General features: G+C 62.3%; 24 protein-coding genes, 2 tRNA genes and 3 pseudogenes. 14 read left to right on the forward strand and 15 right to left on the reverse strand.

Annotation, left to right across the window (positions count from 1 at the left end; all coding sequences use genetic code 11):
* Positions 1–40: 40 nt before the first annotated feature.
* A complete protein-coding gene (locus ACYCTF_RS04300) occupies positions 41–454 on the forward strand; it encodes an HIT family protein (protein WP_461282446.1) in 414 nt (137 codons plus the stop codon).
* 53 nt (positions 455–507) lie between these two features.
* Complete coding sequence (locus tag ACYCTF_RS04305; protein ID WP_461282447.1) at positions 508–1938, forward strand: FGGY family carbohydrate kinase; 1431 nt, start codon at positions 508–510, stop codon at positions 1936–1938.
* Here ACYCTF_RS04305 and ACYCTF_RS04310 read toward each other — a convergent pair.
* Positions 1924–3087, reverse strand: coding sequence for a glycerol-3-phosphate dehydrogenase/oxidase (locus ACYCTF_RS04310; RefSeq protein ID WP_461282448.1), 1164 nt, complete (start codon positions 3085–3087; stop codon positions 1924–1926). The two genes, ACYCTF_RS04305 and ACYCTF_RS04310, sit on opposite strands and share 15 nt — an antisense overlap.
* A complete protein-coding gene (locus tag ACYCTF_RS04315) occupies positions 3084–3815 on the reverse strand; it encodes a glycerophosphodiester phosphodiesterase family protein (RefSeq protein ID WP_461282449.1) in 732 nt (243 codons plus the stop codon). The genes ACYCTF_RS04310 and ACYCTF_RS04315 overlap by 4 nt, the downstream gene beginning before the upstream one ends.
* A gap of 534 nt (positions 3816–4349) precedes the next feature.
* On the opposite strand from ACYCTF_RS04315, the gene ACYCTF_RS04320 reads away from it, so the two are divergent.
* Entirely contained in the window at positions 4350–4601 is a 252-nt protein-coding gene (locus tag ACYCTF_RS04320) for an AAA family ATPase (protein ID WP_461282450.1), read from the forward strand.
* A pseudogene (locus ACYCTF_RS04325) lies at positions 4601–4705 on the forward strand (hypothetical protein); the annotation flags it as partial. The gene ACYCTF_RS04320 and the pseudogene ACYCTF_RS04325, both read left to right, overlap by 1 nt.
* Before the next feature lie 62 nt (positions 4706–4767).
* Here ACYCTF_RS04325 and ACYCTF_RS04330 read toward each other — a convergent pair.
* Entirely contained in the window at positions 4768–5184 is a 417-nt protein-coding gene (locus ACYCTF_RS04330) for a hypothetical protein (protein WP_461282497.1), read from the reverse strand.
* A 383-nt stretch (positions 5185–5567) separates the two neighbouring features.
* Here ACYCTF_RS04330 and ACYCTF_RS04335 point away from each other — a divergent pair, with 383 nt between their 5' ends.
* Positions 5568–5846: a type II toxin-antitoxin system RelE/ParE family toxin gene (locus ACYCTF_RS04335; protein WP_461282451.1), complete on the forward strand. Its 279-nt coding sequence runs from the start codon at positions 5568–5570 to the stop codon at positions 5844–5846.
* Positions 5847–5857: 11 nt separating this feature from the next.
* Positions 5858–6133 carry a HigA family addiction module antitoxin gene (locus tag ACYCTF_RS04340; protein WP_461282452.1) on the forward strand — a complete coding sequence of 92 codons (276 nt, stop codon included), beginning with the start codon at positions 5858–5860 and terminating at the stop codon, positions 6131–6133.
* A gap of 270 nt (positions 6134–6403) precedes the next feature.
* Here ACYCTF_RS04340 and ACYCTF_RS04345 read toward each other — a convergent pair.
* A tRNA-Phe gene (locus ACYCTF_RS04345) sits at positions 6404–6479 on the reverse strand.
* A gap of 171 nt (positions 6480–6650) precedes the next feature.
* Here ACYCTF_RS04345 and ACYCTF_RS04350 point away from each other — a divergent pair.
* The gene (locus tag ACYCTF_RS04350; RefSeq protein WP_461282453.1) at positions 6651–8021 is read left to right on the forward strand and encodes a CUAEP/CCAEP-tail radical SAM (seleno)protein; all 1371 of its coding nucleotides are present in this window, start codon (positions 6651–6653) and stop codon (positions 8019–8021) included.
* 32 nt (positions 8022–8053) lie between these two features.
* A complete protein-coding gene (locus ACYCTF_RS04355; protein WP_461282454.1) occupies positions 8054–8779 on the forward strand; it encodes a dienelactone hydrolase family protein in 726 nt (241 codons plus the stop codon).
* A 10-nt stretch (positions 8780–8789) separates the two neighbouring features.
* Here ACYCTF_RS04355 and ACYCTF_RS04360 read toward each other — a convergent pair whose 3' ends face one another.
* From ACYCTF_RS04360 to ACYCTF_RS04375, 4 genes and pseudogenes are all read right to left on the reverse strand, one after another.
* Complete coding sequence (locus ACYCTF_RS04360) at positions 8790–9065, reverse strand: oxidative damage protection protein (protein ID WP_461282455.1); 276 nt, start codon at positions 9063–9065, stop codon at positions 8790–8792.
* Positions 9062–10075, reverse strand: coding sequence for an A/G-specific adenine glycosylase (gene mutY / locus ACYCTF_RS04365; RefSeq protein ID WP_461282456.1), 1014 nt, complete (start codon positions 10073–10075; stop codon positions 9062–9064). The genes ACYCTF_RS04360 and mutY overlap by 4 nt, the downstream gene beginning before the upstream one ends.
* A gap of 4 nt (positions 10076–10079) precedes the next feature.
* Complete coding sequence (locus tag ACYCTF_RS04370) at positions 10080–11966, reverse strand: AsmA family protein (protein ID WP_461284572.1); 1887 nt, start codon at positions 11964–11966, stop codon at positions 10080–10082.
* A 191-nt stretch (positions 11967–12157) separates the two neighbouring features.
* Positions 12158–12378, reverse strand: a pseudogene (locus ACYCTF_RS04375) (tyrosine-type recombinase/integrase); the annotation flags it as partial.
* A 142-nt stretch (positions 12379–12520) separates the two neighbouring features.
* On the opposite strand from ACYCTF_RS04375, the gene ACYCTF_RS04380 reads away from it, so the two are divergent.
* Both ACYCTF_RS04380 and ACYCTF_RS04385 read left to right on the forward strand, forming a co-directional pair.
* Positions 12521–13279: a type IV toxin-antitoxin system AbiEi family antitoxin domain-containing protein gene (locus ACYCTF_RS04380; RefSeq protein ID WP_461282458.1), complete on the forward strand. Its 759-nt coding sequence runs from the start codon at positions 12521–12523 to the stop codon at positions 13277–13279.
* Positions 13272–14186 carry a nucleotidyl transferase AbiEii/AbiGii toxin family protein gene (locus ACYCTF_RS04385; protein WP_461282459.1) on the forward strand — a complete coding sequence of 305 codons (915 nt, stop codon included), beginning with the start codon at positions 13272–13274 and terminating at the stop codon, positions 14184–14186. Before ACYCTF_RS04380 ends, ACYCTF_RS04385 begins: the two co-directional genes overlap by 8 nt.
* Before the next feature lie 477 nt (positions 14187–14663).
* Here the strand turns inward: ACYCTF_RS04385 and ACYCTF_RS04390 are convergent.
* Both ACYCTF_RS04390 and ACYCTF_RS04395 read right to left on the reverse strand, forming a co-directional pair.
* Positions 14664–15762: pseudogene (locus ACYCTF_RS04390) on the reverse strand (type II toxin-antitoxin system HipA family toxin); the annotation flags it as partial.
* A 243-nt stretch (positions 15763–16005) separates the two neighbouring features.
* Positions 16006–16079, reverse strand: a tRNA-Gly gene (locus tag ACYCTF_RS04395).
* 62 nt (positions 16080–16141) lie between these two features.
* Between ACYCTF_RS04395 and thiS the strand changes: the two genes are divergently transcribed.
* From thiS to trmB, 3 genes are read left to right on the forward strand one after another with little or no spacing between them, the layout of a single operon-like run.
* Positions 16142–16342: a sulfur carrier protein ThiS gene (gene thiS, locus ACYCTF_RS04400; protein ID WP_461282460.1), complete on the forward strand. Its 201-nt coding sequence runs from the start codon at positions 16142–16144 to the stop codon at positions 16340–16342.
* On the forward strand, positions 16342–17133 hold the full coding sequence (locus ACYCTF_RS04405; protein ID WP_461282461.1) for a thiazole synthase: 792 nt from the start codon (positions 16342–16344) through the stop codon (positions 17131–17133). Before thiS ends, ACYCTF_RS04405 begins: the two co-directional genes overlap by 1 nt.
* Entirely contained in the window at positions 17130–17783 is a 654-nt protein-coding gene (trmB, locus tag ACYCTF_RS04410) for a tRNA (guanosine(46)-N7)-methyltransferase TrmB (RefSeq protein ID WP_461282462.1), read from the forward strand. The genes ACYCTF_RS04405 and trmB overlap by 4 nt, the downstream gene beginning before the upstream one ends.
* An 18-nt stretch (positions 17784–17801) precedes the next feature.
* On the opposite strand, the gene ACYCTF_RS04415 is transcribed toward trmB, so the two are convergent.
* The 5 genes from ACYCTF_RS04415 to dnaA form a co-directional block, all read right to left on the reverse strand.
* A complete protein-coding gene (locus tag ACYCTF_RS04415; protein WP_461282463.1) occupies positions 17802–18047 on the reverse strand; it encodes a transcriptional antiterminator, Rof in 246 nt (81 codons plus the stop codon).
* 9 nt (positions 18048–18056) lie between these two features.
* Positions 18057–20474 carry a DNA topoisomerase (ATP-hydrolyzing) subunit B gene (gene gyrB / locus ACYCTF_RS04420; protein WP_461282464.1) on the reverse strand — a complete coding sequence of 806 codons (2418 nt, stop codon included), beginning with the start codon at positions 20472–20474 and terminating at the stop codon, positions 18057–18059.
* Between the two features lie 47 nt (positions 20475–20521).
* Positions 20522–21571: a DNA replication/repair protein RecF gene (gene recF, locus ACYCTF_RS04425; RefSeq protein WP_461282465.1), complete on the reverse strand. Its 1050-nt coding sequence runs from the start codon at positions 21569–21571 to the stop codon at positions 20522–20524.
* Between the two features lie 30 nt (positions 21572–21601).
* Entirely contained in the window at positions 21602–22705 is a 1104-nt protein-coding gene (gene dnaN, locus ACYCTF_RS04430) for a DNA polymerase III subunit beta (RefSeq protein WP_461282466.1), read from the reverse strand.
* Positions 22706–22946: 241 nt separating this feature from the next.
* Positions 22947–24278, reverse strand: coding sequence for a chromosomal replication initiator protein DnaA (gene dnaA, locus ACYCTF_RS04435; protein WP_461282467.1), 1332 nt, complete (start codon positions 24276–24278; stop codon positions 22947–22949).
* A 164-nt stretch (positions 24279–24442) separates the two neighbouring features.
* Between dnaA and rpmH the strand changes: the two genes are divergently transcribed.
* Positions 24443–24577, forward strand: coding sequence for a 50S ribosomal protein L34 (gene rpmH / locus ACYCTF_RS04440; protein WP_298134337.1), 135 nt, complete (start codon positions 24443–24445; stop codon positions 24575–24577).
* Positions 24578–24581 lie beyond the last annotated feature (4 nt).

The following is a 24581-nucleotide window of genomic DNA, read 5'->3' on the forward strand; positions in this document are numbered from 1 at the left end:
TAAGCTAGCTGACGTCAGCCACCCGTGCTAGCCTCGCTGCATGACAAGTGGCGACTGCCCTCTCTGTGCACTCGATGCGGCAGAGGCGCTGTGGGCAAACGATCAATGTTTCGTGATTTCGGCTGAGATCATGGGCGTCGGCACCATCTGCCGGGTCATATGGCGCGAGCATGTCCAGGAGATGAGCGAACTCGATGCGGCCGCGCAAGGGGCCTTCATGAGTGTCGTGTTCGGGGTCGAAGCCGTTTTGCGAGCTCTCGCGCGACCCACGAAAATGAACGTGGCCTCGCTCGGAAACCTGGTCCCCCACCTCCACTGGCACGTCATACCACGCTACCGGGACGATGCCTACTTTCCCGATGCGATCTGGGCGCCCGCGCGCCGTAAGGCGCTCGCCCGCCCCGTGGAGGACGCGGTCCTGCGCATCGCCCTCGAAGCCGGCCTCAGAGGCTGATCGAAATCGGGTCTATACTCGCGTGAGTTTGCGGTCGCGAAAAGGGAGGCGACTTGCGCCAACCACTGTACTTGGCCTTGGACCAAGGAGGGCAGTCGACACGGGCAACGGTCTTCGATGAATCGGGGATCGCGGTGGCGCGTGCCGCCGTGCCGGTCGCTCAAACGAGCGTGGGCGACCTTAGGGTGGAGCAAGACCCCGAGGAACTCGTCGCCTCTTTGCAGCGGGCGAGCGCGCGAGCGCTGCAAAGCCTCGGGGCGGACTCCAGTATGCAGATCGCGGCGGCGGGGCTCGCCACGCAGCGATCCAGCATGGTCTGCTGGGACAGCCGGACAGGCAAGGCCCTGTCGCCGGTTTTGAGCTGGCAGGACCGGCGCGCAGCGCCGCTCATGGTCGCCTACCAGGATCGCGCCTTCCTGATCGAGGAGCGCACCGGCCTGCGCCTGTCGCCCCATTACGGCGCCCCCAAGATGCGCTGGTGCCTGAACAACCTGCCCGCGGTGCAGGCGGCGCGCAAGGGCGGCTACCTAGTCATGGGTCCCCTGGCGAGCTTCCTCGCATTTCGCTGTGTCACCCCGCAGCCCTTGGTTGTGGATCCCTCGAACGCCGGACGGACGCTTCTTTGGGGGCGCAAGCGCCAGGACTGGGACCCCGAGCTTTTGGAGATCTTCGATATCCCCCGAGAGGCCCTCCCGCTCTGCGTGCCGAGCCACCACCCCTTTGGCGGAGTGAAGGCGGGCGGCAGCCTCGTACCCCTCACAGTTCTCACAGGCGATCAGGGCGCGGCGCTCTTCTGTCAGGGCCGGCCGCGCACCGACACCATCTATATCAACATGGGGACCGGCGCCTTTCTGCAACGGCTTGTGCCGCACCACGGGGTCGACCGGGGCCGGCTGCTCTGGAGCGTCGCCGTGCGCCACGGGCAGGAAGACATAAGCGTACTCGAGGGGGCGGTGAGCGGTGCTGGCGCCGCGCTCGCGTGGGGCGCGCAGACCTTACCCTACCCGGACCTCGCGAAACTGTGCGATCGCCTGCTGGCCCGCCATGAGACGCGCCCACTCTTTCTAAACACCATCGGCGGGCTTGGATCGCCCTACTGGTGCCCGGAGGCCGTCGCGCGCTTCGAAGGCGACGGCACACCTGCGGCCAAGGCCGCGGCGATCGTCGAAAGCATCGTCTTCCTGATTCAGGAGAACATCGATGCCATCTGCGCGGCCTCGGGGCCCGCCCAGGCCCTGGTGGTGACAGGTGGTCTCGCCGCATCGGGCGGCCTCTGTCAGGCGCTCGCGAACGTGAGCAGACTGATCGTGCGCCGACCGTCCGAACACGAGGCGACCGCCCGCGGGCTCGCCTTCCTGGCCGCGGGCATGCCGCGCGCCTGGTCCATGGGCGGCGACGAACACGTGTTCTGGCCCCATGACGACGGAGCTCTCCATGAGCGTCACGAGCGCTGGCGCGCGCTCATGCCATCACCCCATGGGTAACACCAGCCGGCTCGTGTCGGCCCGCGGGGCGCGCGCCGGGAGGACGAGCCCGAGTCGCTCCATGACTTGCTCGGCGGTGCGCCTGTAGCCTGTGAGCTTGCCGCCGAAGATGCTGATGAGCCGCGGCCTCGGGGCATCGGCGAGCAACACCACCTCACGTGAACGGCCGTTAAGATCGCCCTGGGACTTGGGCAATACGCGTAGACCCGCGAAACTCTCCGCAACAACCGTGGACAGCCCCGGAAAATAGGCCGCCAAGGTCGCCTGCAGATAGGCGATCTCCTCAGGTGTAGGGGCCACGAGACCCGGATCCCCCGTGTAGAGGCGTTCGGTGGTACCGGTCAGCACGCGCCCGCGCCAAGGCAGGATAAAGACGCCCCGGTGATCGGACGGGGCCTCGACGTAGTAGCACCCTTGGCCCAAGGCGCCTTCGGTGATGATGTGGGTGCCCGCAACAAGGTCGTGGGGCAGGCGCGGGGGACCGGGCAGGACGCGACTCAGGGTCTGTGCGACCCACGGGCCTGTGGCGTTGACGAGCGCGCGCGTCTCACACGTCGCCACAACACCTTCGTGCACCGAGCGCACCTCGTAGCCGGCACCAGCGCGCTCCGCGCCCACGAAGCGTGTACCGACACGGATCTCGGCGCCGAACTCCGTGGCTGAACGCGCCACCGCATGGGTTAGGGCCACGTCATCGGTCTGCGCATCGCCATAGCGAAAGACAGCCTTGAGACCAGCGGTCTCGATCCCGTCCAACTGCTCCCAGGCGCGGGCCGGAACGCGCTCGAAGCCCCCGACGGACCCACCGGCGAGCAAGCGATAGAGCCAGAGGCCAGCGCGCACATGGCCTGCCGTACGCCGCGAGGAGGCGTAAAGGGGGATGAAAAAGTCCTGACGCGCCACAAGCCCCGGGGCAATACGCAGCAGGATCTCGCGCTCGCGTAGCGATTCCCGCACAAGGCGGATGCGACCCGATTCGAGGTAGCGCAAACCGCCGTGCACGAGCTTCGAAGAACGACTCGAGGTCCCGGCGGCCAAGGTGTGCTGCTCCAGGAGCAAGGTGCGATAACCGCACGCGGCCGCCGCCTGGGCGACACCCGCGCCTTGGATGCCGCCTCCTATGACCACAACGTCATAAGAGGCGTTCATGGGCAGGGGGCGCTCAAGGCTTGTGCGAGCTCGGCGCAGGCGAAGGTCTCGATGAGGCGCACCCCGCGCGCCTCCAGGGCCCGCGCGCGACGCGCGTCGTCGACCTCGTAGACCACGAGCGTGGAGCCTTCGTGGCCCAGGGGGCCGCGTCGCGGCAGGCCCTCGACGTCACAGAAGTGATACTCAGGCGCTAAGCGGGCCCGATCGATCTCCTCAAACTCACGATACCGTTTGGTGACGAGACCGATAGCCGGCCACAAGGCGCGGGCCGCCCCTAACACCGGTCGCGAAAACGAGATCAGGACAGTCTGAGCAAGCACGGGCGTCAAGACCTCATGCACCGCCCGAACGACCCGCTCGGGATCCAGGCGCCGGACGGCCTGGCGCTTGATCTCAACGAAGGCGGTAACGGCCGGATGGCGGACGAGGAAAGCCGCGAGGTCGGCGACGCGCGCCACCGGGATGGCCGCACGAGTGGTGTCTGCAAGCTTCGGCCATGCCACCGTGAAGGTCGATACGGTCGCAAGATCATAATCGCTGATCGCGCCGGCGACACCGCAGAGACGGCGGCAGTCGTGATCGTGGAACAAGACCGGCACGCCATCGGCCGTCAGCTGTACGTCGATCTCGATAGAGCGCGCGCCCGCGGCGACCGCACCCTCCAGCGCCACAAGCGTGTTCTCGGGGAAGCGGCGGGCATAACCACGGTGGGCGACCAGTTCGAGCATGAGACCTTAAGTCTTCGGTGATACGCGTCTCGCTGAGGCCTGAAGCCCGCGGGCGTGCTGTACGCTACACCGCGGGATGCCGGCCTTCAATGCCCCGGCCATTCCGCTCGTCTGAAAGACGCGCCGGGCGCCGGGCGACCCGGACACCTGCGGGCACTGGCCGAACCAGAGCCTCCGGCTACGAGCTTAATTAATCTCGCGGGCAAAGAAGCGGCGCTGCGCTTGGCCGAACCCATAGGCCAGCACGCGCCGCTGGATACCCGAGACGAGCGCGCCCGCGGGGCGGGCCTGCTTCTGGGTCTTGGGGGCCCCTTCAAGAAAAGCCCCCTTGGGGCGGCATTTCAACCGACAAGCGGAAGGTTTCCTTTCCGCATAAGGCCGTAACCGGCGATAATTATTGCCGGATGTTGTGCTGACCGGGAATCTTTATGTGCCCAAGGCTTGGCCATGATTGACGTGCTTGGGGAAATAATCCTAGATTTTCCGTAACCTGACCTCCCGACGGACCTACCCAGACGGGCGACGGCCTCAAAGGTGCCGGGCAAGGCGACAGTTTGCATCGGTGTACGCCGCAGAGGCAAATCGACCTTCATGTTCCAGCTCATGAAGAAACTGCAGGGCTCAGGTGTTGCCCGCCAGAACATCCTCTATCTGAATTTGTTTGATGCCCGTCTACACGATCTGCAGCACGACAATCTGGGCGTGATTCTGGAGGCTTACTTTTCTCTCTATCCCGAAAAAAGAACGCCGAGAAGGTTTATTGCTTTTTCGACGAAACCCATATAGTGCCTAGCTGGCAGCCATTCGTCGACCTTTTGATATGCTTGGATAAGTGCGATGTGTACATCACGGGATCGTCGGCTCATATACTCTCAAAGGAGGTCTCTACCCAGATGCGCGGGCGGGCACTTTCCGGGGAAATGTTTCCGTTTTCACTGCGAGAATTTCTCGACTACAAGGGAGTAGAGAGCCGCGGTCCGCTCTCGACCAAAAAAACGTTTGAGGAGTACCGTGAAACCAGTGGCTTCCCGGAGGTTGCGGGCCTTGACCGGATGCTGAGGATAAAAATCCTCAGCAGGAATATTTCAACGCCATACTGTTCCGCGACCTCGTAGAGCACCATGATATTTCTCACCCCAAGGCGGTTACGGATCTGGCGCATTGGCTGGTCGACCATGCGGGCTCCCTGTATTCCATCAACAATCTGACCGGCTATCTGAAATCCCTGGGGCACAAGGCGCCGAAAGCCGCCGTCTCCAATTATCTCGAATGGTTCGAGGATGCCTACGTTCTCTTCACGGCGCGCATCTTTGACGCCTCGCGGGCCCGAACCAACACGAACCCGAAGAAGATTTACTGCGTCGATCACGCGCTCGTGACGTCGATCAGCTCCGGCATTCTGGTCAACTCGGGCCACCTTACGCGATCAGGGACAGTACCCGTATCTGGCGTCAAGTTTATGGCCCACGACCTACGGAGAACATTCGCTACCGTCGCGGAATCCTTGGACGTACCGTCCTACACCCTCAAGGCCCTTGAACCAAAAGGGCGGGGGACGTAACGAGCGAGTATCTGGTCATCACCACCGAGCGGTTACGGGCACCCATGGAGAAGATCGAGGACTTCGTTTCGAAGGCGGCCAAGGTACGCGAGAGCGCCGAGGTCGTGGCCCTGGACCGGGCTTTGTAACCCCGCAAAGGGACTTAGTGCGTTTCCCTATACGTCTTATACTGTAACCCATTAGGTAACGGCATGATCCAGTGCTTCCGGCACAAGGGTCTTAAGCTGTTCTATGAGACGGGCAGTAAGGCCGGCATAGTTGCCGACCATGCCAAGCGGCTGCGCGTGCTTCTCGCCCGCCTGGACGCTGCGAGCAAGCCCGAGGATATGGACCTTCCGGGGGCACGTCTACACACATTGAGCGGCAAGTGGCGCGGTTATTGGGCTGTCAACGTGTCGGGCAATTGGCAGCTTATCTTTCGGTTCGAAGGGGCGGAAGCCCACGATGTGGGTTACCTCGATTATGATTGAAGGAGCTTGTCATGATGCACAACCCTCCCCACCCCGGCGAAACCATACGAGAGTTCTGCCTGGAACCCTTGGGCCTGTCGGTTACGGACGCGGCCAAGGCTCTGGGTGTGACGCGCAAGACGCTCTCCGAGCTGTTGAACGGGCATACCGGGATTGCCCCGACCATGGCCCTGCGCCTCTCCCTAGCGTTTGGCGGAAGCGCCGAAAGCTGGCTCGTGCAGCAAGCGCAATACGACCTTTGGCAGATTGGCAAGAATCCGCCCAAAGTACGGCGCGTCGCTTTATAGACCCGATGGCCCACGTCGCCGACCGTGTACCAGGCGAGCGCGACTGGCGCGATCACCTGCCGAACGTAGGCGCAAAGGGGCTTACTGCGCTCAACCAAGGCGGATCGCAATCGAAGGGGCGGCAGGGAGCGTGGCCGAACCGGATATGGTCGACGACGACCCCGGAACCCTATCGTGGTCCGATGCCGCACGGGATCGAAGAGGGTTGATACCAGAATGAGGCTCTGTGACCGAGACTTACGGGTACTTACCGTAACTCATCGTTTTAATTGGTGCCCAGGGGCGGAATCGAACCACCGACACGAGGATTTTCAGTCCTCTGCTCTACCGACTGAGCTACCTAGGCGAAGCGCGCATTAAAGCGGCTCGCCGGGCCTACGTCAAGATGACACGGGGCCTGCGAGCTGCGAAGCCGGTGCTCTGGGCGGCGGCAAGCGACGCGCCCGGCTGCAAGGAGGGGCCTTTTGCGGGGGGCAATGGGCCGACAGAGGGGTAGCTTTGCCGTATCATGGGGGGCATGAAGATTCTCTTGATCAGCCCCTACGAGCTCGGCCGCCAACCTTTCTCGCTCGCCCATGCGGCGGGGCTTTTGCGCCCGCGCGGCCATGAGGTCGTCCTGGTCGATCTGGCGCAGGGCTCGCTGCCCCGCGAGGGGCTTGAGACGTTCGATTTGATCGGGGTCGCCCTTGGCATGCACACCGCTACCCGGATCGCGGTAAGCCTCTTGCCGGTGGTCCGCGAGAAGGCCCCTCGGGCAAAGCTCATCTGTTACGGGGTCTACGCGCCACCCAATCGCGGGCTGCTCGAGGGCCTAGGGGTCGATGTGGTGCTGGGGCCGGAATTCGAAAACGACCTGATCGCCTTGACGGGGGGTGCGGAATCGGGCCCCGGGTTGAAAGTGAGCTTTGTAGTCCCCGACCGCAAGGGCCTCCCGGGGCTCGCCCGCTACGCGCACCTGCAGTTACCAGGTGGTGGGCGCAAAACGGTGGGCTTCATCGAGGCCTCGAGGGGCTGCAAATACCTCTGCCGCCATTGCCCGCTCGTGCCCGTGTATGAAGGACGCTTCCGCGCCATTCCGCGCGAACTTGTGATCGCCGATGCCGAACAGCAGATAGCGGAGGGCGCCATGCACCTGTCGTTCGGTGACCCGGATTTCCTGAATGGGCCCACCCATGCCCTGCGCGTGCTCGAAGCGTTCCACGAGCGCTGGCCGCACGTGACCTTCGACGCCACGATCAAGATCTCCCACATCCTCACCCACAGGGATCTGCTTCCCCGTCTGCGGGAGTATGGCTGTCTTTTCATAACGACCGCGGCCGAGTCCTTCGATGACGTGATCCTGGGCTTCCTCGACAAGGGGCATACGGGTCTAGACATCGATCAGGCCGTGGCACTGGCCCGCCAAGCGGGCATCGCCATCGCACCGACCTTCGTTCCGTTCACGCCGTGGACCACGCTCGAGGGCTATATCGATCTCCTGACGCGCGTGCGTGACCTGGGACTCATCAATAGCGTGAGCCCCATTCAACTGGTGATCCGCCTGCTCGTCCCACAGGGTTCCTACCTGCTGCGCATACCGGGTTTCCAGGATCGCCTCCAACCCTTTACCGACGCCATCCTGGGTTACCCCTGGGCAAACCCCGACCCACAGGTTGACGTCCTACAAGCGCGTCTGCAATCCTGGGTGGAGCGCGCCGAAGGCGAAGGACTGGATCGGCTTTCGGCTTTTGCGGGTCTCTGGCGCCTGGCGCATGAGGCCGCTGGACGCAAGGCCCCGTTGCTTGCCGCGGATTGCGCGGGTCCTCACATCCCACGCCTGTCGGAGCCGTGGTATTGCTGCGCGGAACCCACAACGTCTCAGCTCGCGCGTTGCGCGGTTGGGGCTTAAAGAATGACATCCATCAACGACGGGGAGGCAATGTGACAGAAAAGCTTTTTGGGACACCAATAGATGAGTCGGGCGTGCGCGGCTACTTCGCAAAACCCGGCGGCGGGCCCGCGCCGCTTGTGATTGTCTTCATGGAAATCTGGGGTGTGAACGATCACATGCGCCTCGTGTGCGAAAAGCTCGCGGGCTTTGGGTTCGCGGCCTTTGCGCTCGATTTCTACGACGGTGTGGTATTCGATCCGCGCGCCGGGTTTGAGCCGGCGGCCGCGAAACTCAAATCGCTGGGCGACGAGGCCATCATGGACGCCCTGGCGCGCGCGATGGGCTTCTTTAAGACCCGCAAGGACGTGGTGACAGACAGGCTCGGGGTCATCGGCTTTTGCAATGGGGGCCGGCTTGCCTTCCTGGCCGCCACGCGCCACCCCCATGATATCGGCGCAGCGGTCTGCTTCTATGGTGGCGGAATAGACAACCCGCAGGACAGGCTCGGACGCAGCTCGGTGCTGGGGGGCGTACCGCGCCTCGAGGCCCCCTTACTGCTCTGCTACGGAGCTCAGGACCCGTCGATCCGGCCCGACGAGCACGCGCGCATCGCCGAGGCTTTGGGCAGCGCCAACAAACGCTATACGCTGAGCGTGTTCCCCGACGTAGGGCATGCCTTCATGGACAAGGCCGGCGGCGCCGAGGAGCGCGCCACCGAGATCGGCTGGCGCATGGCGCGAAACTTCCTGACCGGCACTTTGATAGAGAAGTCCTAACGGGGGGCGCCTACTTGCTCCCCGGCGGCTTGTAGCCCTCAGGGATCGTGGAGCCCTCACCGAAGAAGTAGGACTCCATCTCCTTCTCGAGAAATTTGCGGGCCTTGGGGTCCATGGGGCTTAGACGATACTCGTTGATGAGCATGGTCTGGTGGCCGAGCCAAAGCGCCCAGGCCTCTTTCGAGACACTCTCGTATATGCGCTTGCCAAGCTCCCCCGGGTAGGTCGGGTAAGCCAGGCCTTCGGCCTCCTTCTTCAGTTTCACGCACGTAACAGTTCGGCTCATGACGTCTCCAAAAATTGGTTGATCAGGCGGCGGACGGGCGCGGGCATCCCGGGCCCCGGTAGGGCCCCTTTATACCACATTGCGTCGCACCCTTCGGCCACGGCTGCCCGGCGCGAAGCGCCTAGCACACGCACGGGGTTTATGGAGAGCCTGAAGTGCGTGAAGACGTGCCAGATGGGAGGATAGGGGTCCCCCATCTCGCCCTCGAAGCCCAGGTCCCGGATGGCGGCAGGCAAGGCGGCCAGTGCCGCGCTCTCCGGCAGGCTCCAGAGGCCACCCCAAATCCCACGCGGGGGTCGGCGCACGAGCAGGATACCCTGATCGGGCGCGGCGATAACCGCCATGTACACCGTGCGCTCCGGTTTAGCGGGCCTCCGGAATGGCACCTCCTCACCGTCGAACGCGCAGTCATCGGCAAGCGGGCAAGCGGGGCAATCGGGTGTCTTGCGGCACACGAGCGCCCCCAGGTCCATGATCGCCTGCGTATAGTCCGCCACGCGGCGCGTGGGTGTATGGGTGCGCGCGTGGGACCAGAGGAGACGCTCGGTCGGCGCATCGCGGCCTCTGACACCGTGGTAGCGGGATAAGACGCGACGGACATTGGCGTCCAGGATGGCCGCCGGGATATTGAAGGCGAAGGCGACAATAGCCGCCGCGGTGGAGGGGCCTATGCCGGGCAGCGCCGCCCATTCATCCGCGGTCCGCGGGAAGACGCCGGAGTGACGGTCCATCAAAAGGCGCGCGGCAGCATGGAGGTTACGCGCCCGCGCGTAGTAGCCAAGCCCGGACCAGAGGGCCAGGACATCATCCAAGGACGCCTGCGCAAGGGCCTGCACGGACGGGAAGCGGCGCATAAAGCGTTCGTAGTAGGGCACCACGGCCGTCACGGTGGTCTGCTGCAGCATGACCTCGGCCAGCCAGCGAGCATAGGGGTCGGCCACCTGCCAGGGCAGGTCGTGCCGCCCGTGGTGGCGGTACCAAGCGAGGACCTTGGCGCTGAATCCATCCATGGGATCAGTGCAAACCGAAGGCGTGCTTCAGGGCTCCTCCCAGGGTCTTCAGGGTCGAGCCCACGTTATTGGGGGAGGAGTCGCTGAAGAGGCGGTTCAAGGAGATGTTGAAGCGAATGTGGCCGGGCGGGCCTGCGACGCGTACCGGGATGACAAACCCGCTTGGCAGGGCGACCTCGAGCAGGGAGTTCACGCTATCCGTGGCAAGCACAAAGTCGCCATGACCGTGGATGACGGCGCGCGTGGTGTGGAGTGTAAGGGCGTTCATATGCACCACGCCGTGGCCGACCGTGGCACTCGCATGCAGCCCCGAAAAACGTGTGCCTCGGGCGGCGTGGGCCTTGTGGGCGCCGGCCAGGGCCTTGGGGTCCTTGGCGATAAGGTCGAGATCGACGCCGCGTAGCATGCCGTTCGGGATGGCTGCGGTGAGGCGCCCCGAGAGCGTCTGTTTGGCAGCGGCAAGCGTCACCCCCGAACCATGCAGATGCGCGCGGGCGTCCAAGGCCCCGGAGAACGCGGGAAAGACATGCAGGGCGCTCAGCACCTGGCTTACCTCCACATGAACGAGCTGGGCCTGCAGCCGCCAGGTCGCGGGCGATGGGCGGAGGTTTGCCTCGACTGCCCCGGCGAAATGGCCCTGATAAAGGTCCATGGTCATGGGCTTCAAGCTCACTTGCCCGCCGGCTGCCTGCAGGACCGCGTGCAGATTCGTGGCCAAAAGGCCGTGTGCCCGCAAACGTCCGCAGCTAAGGGTCGCGGTGAGCGGGGCGTTAAAGGCCGCACCGTGCGCAGGGGCGGTCGGGCCGGGGCTTGGCGACGGCGGCGGGGCCGCAGGGGTCGATGGGGCCGGCAGATAGGGTAGGGGCCGCAGGCGGTCGATAGCGAGCTGGGCCTGATACGAAAGCGGTCGCGCCATGCGCGTGACGCGCCCCGTGATCGTGGTGCGGTCGAGCGTAAGACGCAGAGGGGCCAAGCGCAGCGCGGCGGGGCTCCAGTGAAAGCTCACGGCAGCCGAGGCCTGTTTCAACACGGTGGCGGCACGCGGCTGATAAGGGAATCCGAGCGCGGCGAGCAGCGGGCGCGGGGCGAAGGGCGGGACCGTCAAATGACCGCGGGCGCGCGGGGCGCCGTGCGTGTCCTGGATGTGCACGCGCCCGAGGACTTTTAAGGTCGCGATCGAAAAACGCAGGGACGAAAGCGTGAGCCGAGGTGCCTGGTAGCGGGCCTTGGTCGAGAGACGGAAAGGAAACGCCGGGTGGCCGGCAATCTTTAAGAGACCGTGAAGCCCAACTGCGACGGGCTGACCTGGCGTGATCGCGCCCACGCGCAGATGGAGACCCGATAAGGTGTCGGCGCTGCCGGTGCGGGCATCGCGGTAGCGGATGAGCGCGTCGCGCAGGCTGAGCCCGGCGGCGTGCAAGAGCACGAAGGCCGGGGCCTCGTGGCGCTCAGCGCGGGCGGCGGCGGGGGAGCGCGGCTTGACCGCGGGGCTATGAATCAGTGTGGCCCAGTTCGTGGCCCCGGCCCGGTTCTCATCGAGATTCAGGTACAGGCCGGTCAGGATGACGCGCCGCAGGACAATCTGGCGGCGGAACAAGGGCAACACACGGACCTCGATATCGACACGGGCGACGCGGGCCAGGGGGCGCGCCCCGAAGCCTGGGGCATTGCCCAAGGTGGCACCATTCACACGCACACCCAACCATGGGAAGAGCGTGACACTGAGCTTGCCGATAGTGACCGGGCGGCCCGTGGTCTGGCTCAAGATCTGGGCGACACGGGTCTTCACTTGGTTCAGCGCAAGAATGCCGGGGAGGAGGGCCACGGCGACTGCGGCCGCAACGACTAAGAGACCCGCCGCGATGGCGATGAGACGCGTGCGCTTCTTCACAAAACCGCTCTTTCCTTCAGTCGAGAGGTCCTAGTCTAAGCTGCGAGGCCGCCGTGGGCCAGAGCCGCGTGGAGGTGGCAAGGCCTGTGCTGACCAAGATCCCGGCGGGACACGTTGCTATGATTTCGCGGAGGAACGAATGGAATGAGGAAAGGGAGCAACACCCCGGTCGCTCACTCGTCTATTACGAACGTATTTTCCGATTCAGGCGTGACGGAATGGACACGATTGGGAACTGAAGGGTCGGATCTTGGTGATCGCCAACACGGCCTGATCTCATCCAGCGGGTGCGGGACGATCTTCATGGCTTGAATCGACAACGGCGCGACGTAGGGCGGAATGATCCACGGTCCAGGTCGAATTGATCCGGCAGCACCTGTCGCCGCTCTCCGGTTCGTGCGCCGGTCAGCACCTATAGGCCGCGGCCCGAGCTGGGTCGGCTTGGGCCGCAGGTATATTAGATTCGTCATTAGAAATAAAATGTCTTGTTACTTTCCTCGCGGGTTCTTGCAACATCTCTAGCGATGGATTGGATTTGGTGATATTTTTAAAGCATGAGTGGAAAGTTTAGGCACCAAGTAATCAAGCGGTTACAGGCGGGGCTCCCCCGCGGGGCGCCGTTCGACCTTGCCACCCTGAGCCAGTTCGGGGTATCGCCCCAGCTCGCCGCCCACTATGTCGGCGGCGGGTGGCTCGTGCGCCTGGCCCACGGCGTCTATGCCTTCCCGAACGACGAGTTCGGAGTCTACGGCGCGCTGAAGTTCCTGCAGCAGCGCGTGCCCGGCCTGCACATTGGCGGCAAGAGCGCCCTGGCCCTACAGGGCGTGCGGCACAACCTGGGCAGCCGGGAGACGCTGGTACTGTGGGGCGACGGTCGTTTCGCATTGCCGGCTTGGTTCACTTTGCGCTTCCCAACCCGCTACGTCCACGCTCGCCTATTCGACTGGCCGGATACGGCGCTGGCTAGCAAGACCGTGACCATACCGCCTGGCCTGCCCGGGGACCTGCGGGTGGCTGCCTCCGAGCGTGCCGTTCTGGAGATGTTGTACGAAGTCGGCGTCAAGCAGAGCCTCGAAGAGGCCCGCAACATCTTTGAGGGCCTGCGTTCCCCCCGCAAGGGCTTGCTTGGGCAACTGCTGTCCTGCTGCGTCAGCGTGAAGGCCGTGCGCCTGTTCCTGACCTGGGCGCGCGAGACCAGCCTCGTGGAGGTCGACGCCCTGCTGGAGCAGTACCAGGTTCGCACCGGCAGCAACGCGCGCTGGATGAGCCGGCTCGATGACGGCACCTTGCTGAGCCTGAAACCTCATGGATAAAGCCTACATGGACACCGTTCGCCTGCTGCTAGACGTCGCGCCCGATGTGTTCGCCAACGATATCTTTGCCATGAAGGGCGGCACGGCCATCAACCTCTTCGTGCGGGACATGCCGCGCCTGTCGGTGGACATCGACGTGGTGTACCTCCCATGGCAGACGCCGCGCGACGAGGCGCTGCAAACCATCAACCAGGAGCTGGCCGCCATTGCCAAGCGCGTTGCACCACTGAAGGGACGCCTGGTTCGCGCCAAGGACCTGGGGGACATTAAGCTGATCGTCGAAAATGACGCCAACCAGGTGAAAATCGAGGTCAACGTCGTGTTCCGAGGCAGCGTGCTGCCCGTCAAACGGCGGCCGCTGAGCACCAAGACCAGCGATCTATTCGGCATCGAGTTCGAACTGCCGGTTCTGGCGCCGGACGAGCTGTACGCCGGCAAGCTGGTGGCAGCACTGGATAGGCAACACCCCCGCGACCTGTTCGATGTGTGGCAGCTCTACGAAGCAGGCAATATCAGCGAGGGCATGGTCGAGTGCTTCGTGATCTATCTGGCGGGCCACAATCGGCCGCCCCACGAAGTGCTGTTCGGCAACGACAAGGACATCGCGGGCGAGTACGAGCGGGGCTTTGTCGGCATGACCGAAGTAGGCTGCTCTCTGGAGATACTGCTCGATGTTCGCACCAAGCTGCGGTGCGAGCTGCCACGGCGACTTAGCACCGCGCACAGGCGGTTCCTGAGTGGGCTGGTGCGCGCAGAACCGGACTGGTCGCTGGTGCGATGCCCGCATGCCGCTCAGCTGCCAGCACTACGCTGGAAGCTGAGCAATCTCGAGACCTTCCGCAAGCGCCGTCCCAACGATTTCGCAGCGCAAGCTGCCGCCCTCGACACCGGCCTGGGCCAGAGCTGACGAATATCCTGCCGCACCCCCTTGCTGAGATTACCCCGTGCCGCATTCATCGTGGCTCCCGCGAAGCGTAACCGCTCCGTTAACCTTTCAATTACCCAAAATTTGCGCACCAAGCTGGGGGTCCAACGCGATATCCGACAGCCGGGACATGCACCGCCAGAGCGGCGATGTGGCCCGGCGGAGGATCACGCACGCAGTCGAGAATGCCGCCAAGACGCGCAAGCTGTCTTAAGCAGGGATTGTATCGTGGGGGATCGCCGACCGCAGCTGGCCTGCCGATCGGCCGTAACGCGGCCGACGAGCGTCCAAGAAAAGGCTTTTTCCGCATAGAGACCCCTGTGAGTCGTACACGGGAGATTCCTGTCTCACACCTCAATTTGTTCCGTTGGGTACGCGACGCCGACCGTTGATGGCGATGAACAGATAAGACCTCCTTGGCCTTAAAGGGGTTTTCTGGCGACATGGGCGCCGAGGGGGCTAGCGGATCAACGCAGCGGCCGCGTTCATCTGTCCATGCTCGAAGGCGGGCGCGAAGTCATCCAGTTCGACCGCGCGCAAACCGATCTCGGGGCTTTGCGCGATCTGGCGCCAACTCGATACTGCGGTATGCACCTCACCCAGCACGGCCAAGGCCTGGGCCGTGTCCAGCGCAAAGTACGATGCGCGGGCCAACAACATCGGCACATCGGTGATCGGCCCATCCTGCTCGCTCAGCCAGGTCTTGGACTCCCTGTCCTTGTCCGGGAAAGGGTTGAGGTCAAAGGCTGGCGCAAGCCGCCACAACCCGCGCCCCACGTGCAGAAATCCGTGGTTCTGCAGGTGATCGTCCACGTTGGTGATCAGCAGGTTGAACACCAGGCGGCGCCAGAGCTGGCGCACACCCTCGGTGGGCGCGTGGCCGTGGGAGCGGATGGCGTCTGCGATCTCTGTGTAGCTACGATCCTCTTCGCGTGAGGCCTGCAGCAGCGATGCGGCCGACTGGTAGGCCATGCGGCCGCCATCGCGGTCGCGGTCGAACCGGCGAATGACCGCGACCGGCACCTCGTTGCCCCCGTCACCCAGCAAGACGATGCGCGCGGACGCAGCATCGATCCCCGCCTGCGCCGCCAGCTTCAAGGCCAGCACCTCGCCGCGGGTAACGGCGCGGGTGTCGCCTATGCTCGGAAACTTGCCGATGGCGAGCCCGCCGTCCTCATCCGCTATCGTGCACTTGGGGCGCATGCCACCAAGCGACGTGCCCCGGCCTTGCAGGTAGCGCAAGTCTTCGGTGGATTCCTGCCCGCGCTCGACGGCACGGCTGGCTTGGTAGACGTTTGCCAGCTCGATCAAGGGCGGCGTGTTACGCCGGCCTTGCGCAACCGTCCCGTGCCAAGATCCATCAGCATCGCGCAGGCGCAGGGCCCCCAACACGGCTAAAGTCATCGACCGCCAGCAGGTAGTCCAGTTCGGTGAGGGCCGGCAGTTGCGGATCGTCCCTCCGGCGCCTCGCGTGGTCACGGGCAAAGATGCGCCGGCCCCAGGCATCCGACGCAGTATCGGCAATCGCACCATGAAACACGGAATCGTGTGGCGACACGTCGCGTAGCGACAGCTCGGGGGGCTTACGGAGGGTGGGCGCGGGCGCGTTGGCCCATCCCGGTGTAATGGAGGTGCCAGGCCTTGGCGCCGTTGGCCTATGCGAAGAGGGGAAGACCATCGAAATCGGTGGGGGTGTATGGTTTGCGCTGGCCCTAGCCCGCCGGAACGTCGGGTCGGCGCGCATGTGGCCAACTCCTGAAATCCGAGTCGGATGCCATCTTCGTTATCGGGAAAGTTGGAGTGGAGCGGGTGAAGGGAATCGAACCCTCGCTATCAGCTTGGGAAGCTGAAGTTCTACCATTGAACTACACCCGCATAGCAGAACGTGCGGCAAGGCAATACAATATACCGCGATCTGGAGATTTGCACCATTGCCTATGCAGATTTATGTCAACGGACACATGCGCGCGCTCCCCGAGGCCGCGGGCCTCGAAACATTGCTTACCGAGATGGGGCTTGCCGGAAAACGTGTCGCGGTGGAGATCAACCGGGAGATCGTGCCGCGCGCGCAACATCAGGGCCGAGCACTACGCGACGGGGATCGGATTGAGATCGTTCAGGCCATTGGAGGCGGTTGATGAGAGAGGCGGGCGAAGATAGCTGGCGGCTCGGGGGACGGACGTTTCGTTCGCGCCTGTTGGTGGGAACAGGAAAGTACAAAGACCTGGCCGAGACCGAGCGGGCAGTGGTGGCAAGTGGCGCCGAGATCGTCACGGTGGCGGTGCGCCGGAGCAACCTCGGACAGAACCCTGGTGAGCCCAACCTTCTCGACGTCTTGCCTCCAGATCGGTTCACCATCCTGCCCAACACCGCCGGATGCTATACCGCCGAAGAGGCGGTGCGTACGTGCAGGCTCGCCCGTGAACTGCTGGACGATCACAGGCTCGTGAAGCTGGAGGTCATAGGCGACAAGGGCAGCCTGTTTCCCGACATGATCGAGACGATCAAGGCCGCCGAGATCCTTGTGGCCGAGGGGTTCGAGGTCATGGTCTATACGACGGATGATCCGGTGGCCGCAAAGCGCCTCGAGGCGCTCGGTTGTGTCGCGGTCATGCCGCTCGCAGCGCCCATAGGCTCGGGGCTCGGCATACGCAACCCTTTCAATATTCGCCTCATCGTGGAAAACGCCCGCGTGCCTATCTTGGTCGATGCAGGCGTAGGCACCGCGTCCGACGCGGCGGTGGCCATGGAGCTTGGCTGTGATGGAGTACTCATGAACACCGCCATCGCCGCCGCGCGCGACCCGGTAATGATGGCGCAAGCCATGCGCAAAGGCGTCGAGGCGGGCCGCGAGGCCTATCGCGCCGGGCGCATGCCGAGAAAGACAGCGGCCGATCCTTCGTCGCCGCTCGCGGGCCTTGTGACATGAACCTGGCGGGCCGCCGGGAGGTTCGCAGCTTCACGCGTCGCGAACGACCCCTGGGTCAGGCGGCGCTTGCCACCCATGAGCGCCTGGGGGAACGGCTTTCGCTTCCGGAGGCGCAGTGGGCGCACCTCGGCGAAGGGCCGCGCGATGTGGTATTGGATATCGGCTTCGGAGATGGCGAGTCTTTACTCACCATGGCCGCGGGGGATCCGGGGCGGGACTATGTGGGTATTGAGGTCTACCGGACCGGGATCATCAAGGTCATGCGGGGGGTCGAGGCGCAGGGGCTTGCGAATGTGCGGCTGATCGAGGCCGATGTGCACGAGTTCTTGGGCAAGATAGGCGACAGATGCATCGCGGCTATCCAGGTCTTCTTCCCGGACCCCTGGCCGAAGACTCGCCATCATAAACGCAGACTCGTGCAGGAGCGGTTTTTGAAGGAGGTGGTGCGCGTCCTGCGCACCGGCGGCCTGTTTCATATGGCAACGGACTGGGCGCCCTATGCGGAAGCCGCCCTCGATGCGGTGCGCGCATTCCCATCGCTGGCGCCGGAAGACGAGGAGCGCGGTGCCCGGCCGTGCACACGCTTCGAGCGCCGGGGCTTAAGGCTGGGCCACGAGGTGCGGGACCTGCGCTTCCGTAAGACCCCGTGAACGGCGGGGGGTGGCCCCTTAACCACCGGACATCTCGTCCAGAATGGTGACGTAATCGAGACGGATCCTGTGGTGCGCCCCGCGACTATCCCGGAAGTGAAGATACTCGGCGCCCCGGCTCGTTTCCAGATCCAGGACGCGCACCTGGTCCTGGATGTACCGGGCACCATCACGCCACGCCACAGTAAGGGCGGTTCCGGTGATGGCCGCGCGCTCGAAACGGTCCTGGAGGGCGCAGGCTATGGGTCGGTAGGCGTCGTCCACCCAGGGAGCTTAGATATCGAGATTGGAGACCTGTAGGGCATTTCGTTCGATGAAATCGCGACGCGGCTCGACCTGGTCGCCCATGAGTGTCGTGAAGATCAGGTCGGCGGCCACCCCGTCTTCGACATTGACCTTGAGAAGCCTGCGGACCGTAGGATCCATGGTGGTCTCCCAGAGCTGGTCGGGATTCATTTCCCCGAGACCCTTGTAACGCTGGATCCCATGGCCGCGCCGGGCCTCGGCAAGCAGCCACTCATAGGCCTGCTCAAAGCTCGTGACGGGCTGCGAGCGGCCCTGGCGCTCGACAAGTCCACCTTCCTTAATGAGGCCGGCGAGCTTCTCTCCTAAGACGCGCAGGCCTCTGTATTCGGCGGTTTGCACGAAAGCGCCGTCGAAGTGCGAGGTACGCACACCCCCATGCTCGGTCTTTACGAGCAGGATTTCGTGGCTGTCGAGTTGCGGGTTGTGGACGGAACTCACCTCATAACGGATGGTGGCTTCGCGCAAACCGGCTAGACGCTCCGATAAGGCACGGGCAAAGGCAAGAGCTTGCCCCGCATCCTTTAGGGTCTCGGCGGTCAGCGCCGGCATATACATGAGTTCTTTCAGCGCCGCCTTGTCATAGCGACGCGCGAGCCTACGCAAATGGAGGTCGCCTTTGATATAGGCGTTGAATATCTCGGCCAAGGCGCCGCCCACTAGAGCCTGCGTTCCCACGCCACAAAGGAGGCTCGCGCCATCCAAGGCGTTCTCGGCGAGGTAGGCGGTGAGTTCCGCATCATCCTTGACATAGCGCTCGACCTTGCCGTGTTTGACCTTATACAGAGGGGGTTGCGCAATATAGATATGGCCACGGGCCAGCAATTCGGGCATTTGACGATAGAAGAACGTCAGTAAGAGCGTGCGGATATGGGACCCATCCACGTCGGCGTCGGTCATGATGATGATGCGGTGGTAGCGCAGCTTGTCGGCGTTGAAATCCTCGCGGCCTATACCGGTCCCCAGGGCGGTGATGAGGGTGCCGACCTCCGCGGAGGAGAGCATTTTGTCGAAACGGGCGCGCTCCACGTTCAGGATCTTACCCTTCAATGGCAGGATGGCCTGGAAACGGCGGTCGCGCGCCTGTTTGGCCGACCCACCGGCGGAATCTCCCTCCACGAGGTACAGCTCACACAAGGCCGGGTCGCGCTCCTGGCAGTCGGCAAGTTTCCCAGGCAAGCCCGCGATATCGAGCGCACCCTTGCGACGCGTCATTTCACGCGCTTTGCGCGCCGCCTCGCGGGCCCGGGCCGCCTCGACCACTTTGTCGGCTATGGCGCGGGCAACGGCGGGGTTCTCCTGTAGGTAACAGCCCAAGGAGTCGTTGACGATGGACTCAACCGCCGCTTTAACCTCCGAGGAGACCAATTTGTCCTTGGTCTGAGACGAAAACTTGGGGTCGGCGACCTTGACGGAAAGGACCGCCGTGAGCCCTTCGCGCGCATCATCCCCTATAACACTAACCTTGGCGCGCTTGGCAAGACCGGATTCCTCGATGTAGTGATTCAAGGTCCGTGTGAGTCCCGCGCGAAAGCCCGCTAAATGCGTGCCGCCATCCCTTTGGGGGATGTTATTCGTGTAACAAAAAACGTTTTCTTGGTAGGAGTCGTTCCATTGGAGTGCGAGATCCACATAGACCCGATCACGCTCGGCTTGGAAACCGATAACCTGAGGATGGAGAGGGTCCTTATTACGGTTCAAGTCGACTACGAAGGCGGCTATACCACCTTGGTATTCGAACACATCCTCTTTATTGGTGCGTTCGTCGAAGAGAATGATGCGCGCCCCGGAATTCAGAAAGGACAACTCGCGCAGGCGTTTGGCGAGCAGGTCGTAATGCATAGTGCAATCCGAGAAGATTTTCGGATTGGGCTTGAAACGAACAATAGTGCCAGTGCGCTCCGCGGGCCCGAGGACGGCAAGCGGGGCTGTGGGCTCGCCCATCTGGTAGCGCTGGGTATGTTTGAGGCCGTCACGGTAGATGGTGAGGTCCAGGAATTCGGAGAGGGCGTTCACGACGGAGATGCCTACGCCGTGTAGGCCACCGGAAACTTTATAGGAGTTTTGGTCGAACTTACCGCCCGCATGCAGGACGGTCATAATGACTTCCGCGGCCGATCGGCCTTCGGAGGCGATAACACCTGTGGGTATACCGCGGCCGTTATCCTCGACGCTTACCGATTCATCGGTGTGGATGGTGACGCGCACCTCGGAGCAATAACCGGCAAGGACTTCATCGATGGCGTTGTCGACGGCTTCGAAGACCATGTGATGAAGGCCCGTTCCGTCCTCGGTATCGCCAATGTACATTCCGGGACGTTTGCGGACAGCGTCCAGACCTTTGAGTACCTGGATGCTGTCCTGGTCATAAGAGGGACGGGTTTCCATGCGCACGGACTCCTACTGAATCGGTCGATCTTAACACAAGCTCGGATTTAAGGCCCGCGCAGACATCCATGTTCCACGTGGAACACTGTGGCAGGGGAGGGGAAGGACGCCTGGTCGATAGCCGTGACGAACGTTTGCAGACCGATATCCGTCAGGGTGCCAAAAAATGATGCCCGTCGCTCGGCATCAAGTTCTGCCGCCAAGTCATCGAGTAAAAGCACCGGATGCTTTCCGGCTGCTACAACCACCATAACCACCGCAAGCCGCCACGCGCTCATGAGAATCTTTTGCTGGCCGTGCGAGGCGACCTCTTGGATAGGCCGGCCATTAAGCTTAAAACCCACATCGGCTCGGTGCGGCCCGGCTAGCGTGTAGCCGAGACGCTCATCCGTTTCCCGATTAACCTCCAGGGCGGCCGCCAGACTATCGCCTTGCCAACCGGGACGCAGAACAAGCTGGGCTTCTCCCCCGAGGCGCTGTCGCTCCACCAACTCCGCGAAGGGCGCTTCCAAAGCCTGCGCCGCCCTCTGCCACATATCTGCCAGGACTGCACTCAATTGAACCAGCCCGGGATCAAAGGCGCGATAGTTCCGGTCACGCATCCGAAGTGCCGCATTGCGCTGGCGAAGCAGGCGTTGGTAACGACGCCAAGTGTCGAGGAAAAAAGGTTCCACGTGGAACATCAACCAATACACGACTTCCCGACGGGCGTTCGCCTCTTGCAACATCGCGTAATGGGATTCAGGGCTGAATATCATCAGGGGCAGTCTTTCGTAGACCTCGGCCGCCGATTTCACCGCCGAGTCATCGAGCACCCAGATCTTCTCTGATGTGCCGCGCTCGTAACGCAGTTTCCCGGCCGCCAATCCTTCTCCAAAACTGAGCCTTGCGCTCAGTCTCTCTCTACCATGAGCTATCGCCGCCCTCACGCTTCCTGACCGCAAGGTCTTGCCCGTGCCGGCCAGACTTATCCCCTCAAGCAAACTCGTCTTGCCCGCCCCATTCGCGCCCACGATCAGATTCATCCCTGGCGAGGGGCTCCACTCTATACTTTGCAAGCAGCGGACATCTTTGAAATCCAGGGCCGTAATGTCCATGTCGCGACCCCTCGGCTGACGCCTCTAAGCTTACAAACGCACCGGCATCACCACGTACACCTGCTCCTCATTCCCTACCTTCCCTTTAATTCGCACACCACCATCGCTATTATTCCAGCCAAACAGCACCTCATCTCCCTCCAAGGCCCCTATGGCTTCGACCAAATACGTCACGTTAAAGCCCGTCTCCCATTCCGGTACGGTCGTCCCAATCTCTAATTCCTCCCACGCCTCATCCCGATCGGTATTCGTAGCGCTCGCCGCGAGCACCGTTCCCTGAAAGCGCAATCTCATTCCCCGAAACTTTTCTGTGGACACAACCCCTACGCGCCCCAACATCTCGAGAACACTTGCGCGGGGTAAGCTCAACTCCTCCTTCACGCTCTGCGGAATAACGCGATGGTAATCCGGGAAGCGACCATCCACGAGTTTCGTTACAAACACCAGACCGTCCTGAACGACGCGCAGATGGTTCGTCGATATACTTAATTCCACTGCCGCGCTCTCATTCCCGAGGAAACGCACCATCTCTCCGACCGCCTTGCGCGGAATGATGACCTGTCGCTCGGAACCAACCTCCGCTGTCAGTTCCGCCGCACACAAGGCCAACCTATGACCATCCGCCGCTACCGCCCGTAAAGACTTCCCACTAAACTCCAGCATCACCCCGTTCAAGTAGTAGCGAACATCCTGCTGCGCCATACAAAACTGCGTTTTTTCGATGATGCGCTTCAAATCCACGCGCGGGACATCAAAACGCACGTCCCACTGCACATCCATCAGGTTTGGATAATCCTCCACCGGTAAGGTCGCCAGTTGGAAACGACTCTTACCCATGGCGACGCGAAACCGTGTTCCATCCATTTCACAGCGCAAAACGCTTCCACCCGGCAAAGTCCGCACAATGTCCAGGAACTTCCGCCCAGGTACGGTCACGGCCCCCGCCTCCTGCACCTCGGCTACACACCTTGCCACTACCTCAATCTCAAGGTCGGTCCCCGTCAAGGTCAGTTCTCCATCACCGGCCTTCATCAGGATGTGAGTCAATATCGGTTTCGTCTGACGTCGTTCGACGACACTGCCCACGACATTCAGAACCTTCAGTAGTTCGTCTCGCCCGATCGTCAGCCGCATATTATCCCTTTATCCCCGCCTTTAGCTTTTACTAGATTTTAAATATCTTTACTTAGTAGTAGTTATTATTACGTTGCCCTAAGCTGTGAATAAACCCCTCGAAACCCTCTGTTTCCGGCCTCCCCGAGCTCGGATAAACCCGGTATAACCACGCTCGGCTGTTGTGGGTAAGCTTGTGGATAGATGTGCATAAAAAACGCGATCCTCCAAAAGGTCGGTTTTATTCTTTTTTATCCACACTCTATGTCGTTAATATCCTCGTCAGATTCGCGTAGTCTTCCTTTATACGCGGATCCTCCTCGACGAGCTCACTGACTTTGCGGCAGGCATGGATAACGGTGGAGTGATCGCGTCCTCCAAATTCCTTCCCAATCTCAGGAAGACTATGGTGCGTAAGTTCTTTGGCAAGCGCCATGGCGATCTGTCGAGGACGGGTGATTTGCCGGGAACGGCTCTTAGCGCTTAAGTCGGAAACGCGAATCTTAAAGTATTCCGCTACGATCTTCTGGATGTTCGTGATCGTCACTAGACGTTCCTGGAAGGCCAACAGATCCTTTAAACTCTCCGCCGCCAGGGCTAGGTCGATAGGGCGCCCGGTGAAATTCGCGCTTGCCATAACTCTTCGGAGCGCTCCCTCAAGCTCACGCACGTTCGAGCGCACTCGTTTGGCGATAAAGAAAGCTACCTCGTCTCGCAAAGGCAGACCTTCTTGTTGTGCCTTCTTGATCAAGATCGCGACCCGGGTCTCTAATTCCGGTGGTTCTATGGACACTGTCAAGCCCGAACCGAATCGCGAAACCAAACGTTCCTCGACGCCCACAAACTCCTTCGGGAAGCGATCGGCAGTGATGATGACCTGTTTTTGTCCTTCAAGAAGGGCATTGAAGGTGTGAAAAAATTCCTCCTGCGAACGCTCTTTCCCCGCAAAAAACTGGATATCGTCGATCAATAGGGCGTCCAAAGATCGGTAATACTTCTTAAAGTCATTGATGGCGTTATGCTGAAGGGCTTTCACCATATCAGCGACGAAGCGTTCGGAGTGCACATACGACACCCGGGCCTCGCGCTTATGGGTCATCAGGAGATTCCCAGCGGCTTGCATTAAGTGAGTCTTTCCTAACCCCACACCACCATATATGAAAAGAGGGTTATAAGCGCCGCCGGGATTTTCCCCGACCTGTCTCGCAGCCGCTCGCGCGAGTTGGTTGGATTTCCCTTCGATGTGCGTCTCAAACGTGAAATCCGGGTTCAAGCGCGAACTATGGGGCGCCTCGCGCCTGGTCGCAGCACTCGTCATTTTGGGTACTGTCGGGTTCTTGGCGGATGTACTCCCGACTTGCACGATGACGCTGATGGCGCCCGTGCCACCGCGGTACTGGGCAACCAATTCCGCGATACGTTCCGCGAAGCGGTCCTTCACCCATTCCGTCACGAAACGATTCGGTGCAAGCAGCCTTAAACAATCCTTCTCCCATTCGGCCTGCAGCGGTCGAATCCAGGTGTTGAACTGTTGTGCGGAAAGCTCCTCTTCGAGCCGGTCTAGACACTTCTTCCAAATGCTCGGCTGACTCACGGCGCTAAGACCCGATGGGAGGGGTAGGGCGGATAGTCTAGGGCGACCCCAAGTTATCCACAAGCGCCGAATACCGTGACCACACCTTCACTCGCCGTTGACAAACCGGCGTGGACCTCGTAGTGTTCCGCCCTTTTGAGACTCACCGACATTAAGGGCTTGCCATGAAAAGAACATTTCAGCCTAGCGTTTTAAAGCGTAAGCGCACCCACGGTTTTCGTGCGCGCATGAGTACGCCTGGCGGCCGGGCGGTCATTAACGCGCGGCGCGCCAAAGGGCGTGCTCGCCTCAGCGCCTAAAGAG

The sequence above is a fragment of the Acidiferrobacter sp. genome, assembly GCF_054609335.1.

What these genes read in the sequence shown, in the direction of transcription:
- ACYCTF_RS04380 (WP_461282458.1), top strand. Translation starts at nt 12,521, where the DNA reads ATGAGTGGAAAGTTTAGGCACCAAGTAATCAAGCGGTTACAGGCGGGG.
- ACYCTF_RS04315 (WP_461282449.1), bottom strand. Translation starts at nt 3,815, where the DNA reads ATGCTCGAACTGGTCGCCCACCGTGGTTATGCCCGCCGCTTCCCCGAG.
- ACYCTF_RS04300 (WP_461282446.1), top strand. Translation starts at nt 41, where the DNA reads ATGACAAGTGGCGACTGCCCTCTCTGTGCACTCGATGCGGCAGAGGCG.
- ACYCTF_RS04310 (WP_461282448.1), bottom strand. Translation starts at nt 3,087, where the DNA reads ATGAACGCCTCTTATGACGTTGTGGTCATAGGAGGCGGCATCCAAGGC.
- ACYCTF_RS04405 (WP_461282461.1), top strand. Translation starts at nt 16,342, where the DNA reads ATGAGAGAGGCGGGCGAAGATAGCTGGCGGCTCGGGGGACGGACGTTT.
- recF (WP_461282465.1), bottom strand. Translation starts at nt 21,571, where the DNA reads ATGGACATTACGGCCCTGGATTTCAAAGATGTCCGCTGCTTGCAAAGT.
- ACYCTF_RS04340 (WP_461282452.1), top strand. Translation starts at nt 5,858, where the DNA reads ATGATGCACAACCCTCCCCACCCCGGCGAAACCATACGAGAGTTCTGC.
- gyrB (WP_461282464.1), bottom strand. Translation starts at nt 20,474, where the DNA reads ATGGAAACCCGTCCCTCTTATGACCAGGACAGCATCCAGGTACTCAAA.
- mutY (WP_461282456.1), bottom strand. Translation starts at nt 10,075, where the DNA reads ATGGATGGATTCAGCGCCAAGGTCCTCGCTTGGTACCGCCACCACGGG.
- ACYCTF_RS04350 (WP_461282453.1), top strand. Translation starts at nt 6,651, where the DNA reads ATGAAGATTCTCTTGATCAGCCCCTACGAGCTCGGCCGCCAACCTTTC.
- rpmH (WP_298134337.1), top strand. Translation starts at nt 24,443, where the DNA reads ATGAAAAGAACATTTCAGCCTAGCGTTTTAAAGCGTAAGCGCACCCAC.
- ACYCTF_RS04335 (WP_461282451.1), top strand. Translation starts at nt 5,568, where the DNA reads ATGATCCAGTGCTTCCGGCACAAGGGTCTTAAGCTGTTCTATGAGACG.
- dnaN (WP_461282466.1), bottom strand. Translation starts at nt 22,705, where the DNA reads ATGCGGCTGACGATCGGGCGAGACGAACTACTGAAGGTTCTGAATGTC.
- thiS (WP_461282460.1), top strand. Translation starts at nt 16,142, where the DNA reads ATGCAGATTTATGTCAACGGACACATGCGCGCGCTCCCCGAGGCCGCG.
- ACYCTF_RS04385 (WP_461282459.1), top strand. Translation starts at nt 13,272, where the DNA reads ATGGATAAAGCCTACATGGACACCGTTCGCCTGCTGCTAGACGTCGCG.
- trmB (WP_461282462.1), top strand. Translation starts at nt 17,130, where the DNA reads ATGAACCTGGCGGGCCGCCGGGAGGTTCGCAGCTTCACGCGTCGCGAA.
- ACYCTF_RS04360 (WP_461282455.1), bottom strand. Translation starts at nt 9,065, where the DNA reads ATGAGCCGAACTGTTACGTGCGTGAAACTGAAGAAGGAGGCCGAAGGC.